General features: G+C 70.6%; 3 protein-coding genes and 1 pseudogene. All 4 read left to right on the top strand.

What is annotated here, in order from left to right; translation table 11 throughout:
• On the top strand, nucleotides 1–941 hold a 941-nt coding region (locus x551_RS19135), incomplete at its 5' end, for a sulfonate ABC transporter substrate-binding protein (RefSeq protein ID WP_036236092.1).
• Nucleotides 942–951: 10 nt separating this feature from the next.
• A pseudogene (locus x551_RS19130) lies at nucleotides 952–1946 on the top strand (aliphatic sulfonate ABC transporter substrate-binding protein).
• 43 nt (nucleotides 1947–1989) lie between these two features.
• Nucleotides 1990–3189: an FMNH2-dependent alkanesulfonate monooxygenase gene (gene ssuD / locus x551_RS19125; protein ID WP_036236096.1), complete on the top strand. Its 1200-nt coding sequence runs from the start codon at nucleotides 1990–1992 to the stop codon at nucleotides 3187–3189.
• Between the two features lie 23 nt (nucleotides 3190–3212).
• The gene (gene ssuC / locus x551_RS19120; protein ID WP_051512170.1) at nucleotides 3213–4058 is read left to right on the top strand and encodes an aliphatic sulfonate ABC transporter permease SsuC; all 846 of its coding nucleotides are present in this window, start codon (nucleotides 3213–3215) and stop codon (nucleotides 4056–4058) included.
• The last annotated feature ends 131 nt before the right edge of the window (nucleotides 4059–4189 follow it).

Here is a 4189-nt window from a genome sequence, read left to right as displayed (position 1 = left end):
CCGCGGCGCTCGGCACCTGGCCGCTGGCGCGTGCACAGTCCTCGGGCGCGGCGCGCGAGCCGCTGCGCGTGGGCTACCAGAAGTCGGCCAGCCTGTTCGTGCTGCAGAAGGCGCAGGGCTCGCTGGAGAAGAAGCTCGCGCCGCTGGGCGTGGGTGTGAAGTGGGTCGAGTTCCCGGCCGGGCCGCAGTTGCTGGAAGGCCTGAACGTCGGCTCGGTCGATATCGGCCATGTGGGCGAGGCGCCGCCGATCTTCGCGCAGGCGGCCGGCGCCGACTTCGTCTACATCGGCCACGACCCGGCCGCGCCGGAGGCTGAGGCCATCGTCGTGCCGCAGGGCTCGGCGATCAGGAGCGTGGCCGAGCTCAAGGGCAGGAAGGTCGCGCTGAACAAGGGCTCGAACGTGCACTACCTGCTGGTGCGCGCGCTCGAGAAGGCCGGCCTGAAGTACGCCGACATCCAGCCGGTCTTCCTGCCGCCGGCCGATGCGCGTGCCGCCTTCGAGAAGGGCGCGGTCGATGCCTGGGCGATCTGGGATCCCTTCCTCGCCGCGGTCGAGAAGCAGACCGGTGCGCGCGTGCTGGTCGACGGCCGCAACGGCGTCGCCAACAACTACCTGTTCTACCTGGCCGAGCGCAAGTTCGTGCAGAAGAACGGCGACGTGATCCAGGCGCTGTTCGCCGATTCGCAGGAGCAGGGCCGCTGGCTGAAGGCCGACTTGAAGCGCGCCGCGGCGATCATTGCGCCACTGCAGGGCCTGGACCCGGAGATCGTCGAGCTCGCGCTGCGCCGCTACAACTTCAATGTCACGCCGCTCAGCGAGCAGGTCGCGGCGCAGCAGCAGCAGATCGCCGACGTGTTCCACGAGCTCAAGCTGATCCCCAAGCCGATCCGCGTGGCCGACGCGCTGCCCGCGGTGCGCGTCGCGCAGAAGCAGCCCTGAGGTCACGGCGATGAGCTTCCATCGACATGCGTTGTTCGCCGGCGTGCTGGCGCTGGCCACCGGGCTGCTGGGGTTCGCGCCGGAGGCGCACAGCCAGCCAGCCGCACCGAAGGAGATCCGCATCGGCTTCCAGAAGAGCGCCGTCAACCTGGTGATCCTCAAGCAGCAGGGTGCGCTGGAGAAGCGCTTCCCCGACAGCAAGGTGTCGTGGATCGAGTTCCCGGCCGGGCCGCAGCTGCTGGAGGCACTGGCGGTCGGCAGCCTGGAGATCGGCCTGACCGGCGACTCGCCGCCGGTGTTCGCGCAGGCGGCCGGCAAGGACCTGCGCTACGTCGGCGCCGAGCCGCCCAAGCCGCAGAGTTCGGCCATCCTCGTGAAGCCCGACTCGCCGCTGCGCACGCTGGCCGACCTGAAGGGCAGGAAGGTCGCGTTCCAGAAGGGCTCCAGCGCGCATTACCTCGTGGTGCGCGCGCTGGCGCAGGCCGGGCTGCAGTGGAGCGACATCACGCCGATCTACCTGCCGCCGTCGGACGCGCGTGCCGCCTTCGAGCGCGGCAGCGTCGACGCCTGGGCCATCTGGGACCCCTACTACGCCGCGACCGAGCTCGACATCCAACCGCGCGTGCTGAGCAATGGCGTGGGCCTGTCGGGCAACAACTCCTTCTACCTGGCATCGACCGCGTTCACGCAGAACCACCCGCAAGCGGTGCAGGTCCTGCTCGACGAGCTGACGCAGGCCGATGCTACGTGCAGTCGCACCGCAAGGAGTCCGCGCAGTTCATCGCCGACTTCAGCGGCCTGAGCCTGGCGACGGTGCACCTGTTCATTTCGCGCCGCCCGCCATCGCCGGTGAAGCCGCTGTCGCCGGCGCTGGTGGCCGACCAGCAACGCGTGGCCGATGCCTTCCAGCAGCTCGGGCTGATCCCCAAGCCGGTGGCGGTGGCCGAGATCGTGTGGCAGCCCGGCGCCCCGGGGGCGGCGCGCCTCGCGAACGCCGCCCGCTGAGACAACAAGAACGACACGACCGAAGACGAAGGAGAGACGAGCGATGAAGCTGCTCTGGTTCATTCCCACCCACGGCGACTCGCGCTACCTCGGCAGCGCGCAAGGCGCACGCGCTGCGGACTACAACTACTTCCGCCAGGTCGCGATCGCGGCCGACAGCCTGGGCTACGAGGGCGTGCTGATCCCGACCGGTCGCTCCTGCGAGGACCCGTGGGTCGTGGCGTCCAGCCTGATCGGCGAGACGCGGCGCCTGAAGTTCCTGGTCGCCTTGCGGCCGGGGCTGGTGGCGCCGTCGCAGTCGGCCCGCATGGCGGCCACTTTCGATCGGCTGTCCGGCGGGCGCCTGCTGGTGAACCTGGTGACCGGCGGCGACGCCGAGGAGCTGGCCGGCGACGGCCAGTTCCTGAGCCACGCCGAACGCTACGAGCAGTCGGTCGAGTTCATGAAGATCTGGCGCGAGGTGATCGCGCGCTCGCACGAGCCGCAGAACGCGGTCGACTTCGACGGCAAGCATCTGCAGGTGAAGGGCGCGAAGCTGCTCTACCCGCCGATCGCGAGGCCCTATCCGCCGCTGTTCTTCGGCGGCTCGTCGGAGGCGGCGCACGAGCTGGCGGCCGAGCAGTTCGACACCTACCTCACCTGGGGCGAGCCGCCGGCCGCGGTGGCCGAGAAGGTGGCCGACATCCGGCGCCGCGCGGCGAAGCACGGGCGCACGCTGAGCTTCGGCATCCGCCTGCACGTGATCGTGCGCGAGACCGAGGACGAGGCCTGGCGCGCTGCCGGTGCATTGCTCTCGCACCTGGACGACGCCACCATCGCCGCCGCACAGCAGCGTTTCGGGCAGATGGATTCGGTGGGCCAGCGCCGCATGGCCGAGCTCAACAAGGGCAAGTTCAACCGCGCCAACATCCGCGAGGGCCTGGAGATCTCGCCCAACCTGTGGGCCGGCGTGGGCCTGGTGCGCGGCGGCGCCGGCACGGCGCTGGTCGGCAACCCCGAGCAGGTGGCCGCGCGCATCAAGGAGTACGCGGCGCTCGGGCTCGATCACTTCATCCTGTCGGGCTATCCGCACCTTGAAGAGGCTCACCGCGTGGCCGAGCTGGTGTTCCCGCTGCTGCCGCTGCAGCGCGAGACCGGCGCGGCGGCGGCGACCCATGTGCTCAGCGGGCCGTTCGGCGAGATCGTCGCCAACAGCTTCGTGCCGCCGCCGGCCGTCGCGCCGGTGCGCGTGAGTGCCAGCTGATCGACGGCCGGAAGGAGCCCACCATGTTCGTCATCGATGCCGCCGAGCCCGCGCCGGCGAGCGGTGCCGCGCCGTCCCGGCTTGCGCCGCGACGGACCTCCGGGGCCGCGCTGCGCCGCCTGCTGCCCTGGCTGCTGCCGGTCGCCCTGCTGAGCGGCTGGCAGCTGGCGTCGCAGCTGGGCTGGCTGTCGACCCGCATCCTGCCCGAGCCCTGGGCGGTGCTGAAGGCGTTCTGGACGCTGGCCGCATCGGGCGAGATGTGGCAGCACGTGGCCACCAGCACCTGGCGCGCCTTCGCCGGCCTGGCGATCGGCGGCGGCCTGGGCCTGGTGCTCGGCCTCGCGACCGGCACTTTCCGTACGCTCGAGACCGCGCTCGATTCGACGCTGCAGATGGTGCGCAACATCCCGCCGCTGGCGATGATCCCGCTGGTCATCCTGTGGTTCGGCATCGACGAGGGCGCCAAGCTCTTCCTGGTCGCCTTCGGCGTGTTCTTCCCGGTCTACCTGAACACCTTCCACGGCATCCGCGCGGTCGACCCGGCGCTGATCGAGATGGCGCGCAGCTACGGGCTGTCGGGCTTCGCGCTGTACCGGCAGGTCATCCTGCCGGGCGCGCTGCCGAACATCCTGGTCGGCCTGCGCTTTGCGCTCGGCCTGATGTGGGTGCTGCTGATCGTGGCCGAGACGATCTCGGCGCAGGCCGGCATCGGCTACATGACGATGAACGCGCGCGAGTTCCTGCAGACCGACGTCGTGCTGGTCGGCATCCTGCTCTACGCGCTGCTCGGCAAGCTGGCCGATCTGGCGGCCAAGGCGCTCGAGCGCTGGTGGCTGCGCTGGCATCCCGGCTACCGGTCGGTGCCGTGACGTCCCCCTTCTCTTCCGCTGCGGCACGACCATGCACCACCTCGAACTCGAACTGAACGAACTCGCGGTCGCGACGGCGCCCGAGTTCGCGTGGGCCGGCACGCGCGGGACCGATGCGCGCGGCGCGCCGG

The organism is Methylibium sp. T29 (assembly GCF_000576205.1).
Taxonomy (GTDB): domain Bacteria; phylum Pseudomonadota; class Gammaproteobacteria; order Burkholderiales; family Burkholderiaceae_C; genus Methylibium; species Methylibium petroleiphilum.
Note: the sequence above shows the minus strand (reverse complement) of the source record. Positions and strands in the feature narration are given on the sequence as shown.

Excerpts from the sequence above, each read along its gene's own strand:
- ssuD (WP_036236096.1), top strand. The coding sequence starts at position 1,990 with ATGAAGCTGCTCTGGTTCATTCCCACCCACGGCGACTCGCGCTACCTC.
- ssuC (WP_051512170.1), top strand. The coding sequence starts at position 3,213 with ATGTTCGTCATCGATGCCGCCGAGCCCGCGCCGGCGAGCGGTGCCGCG.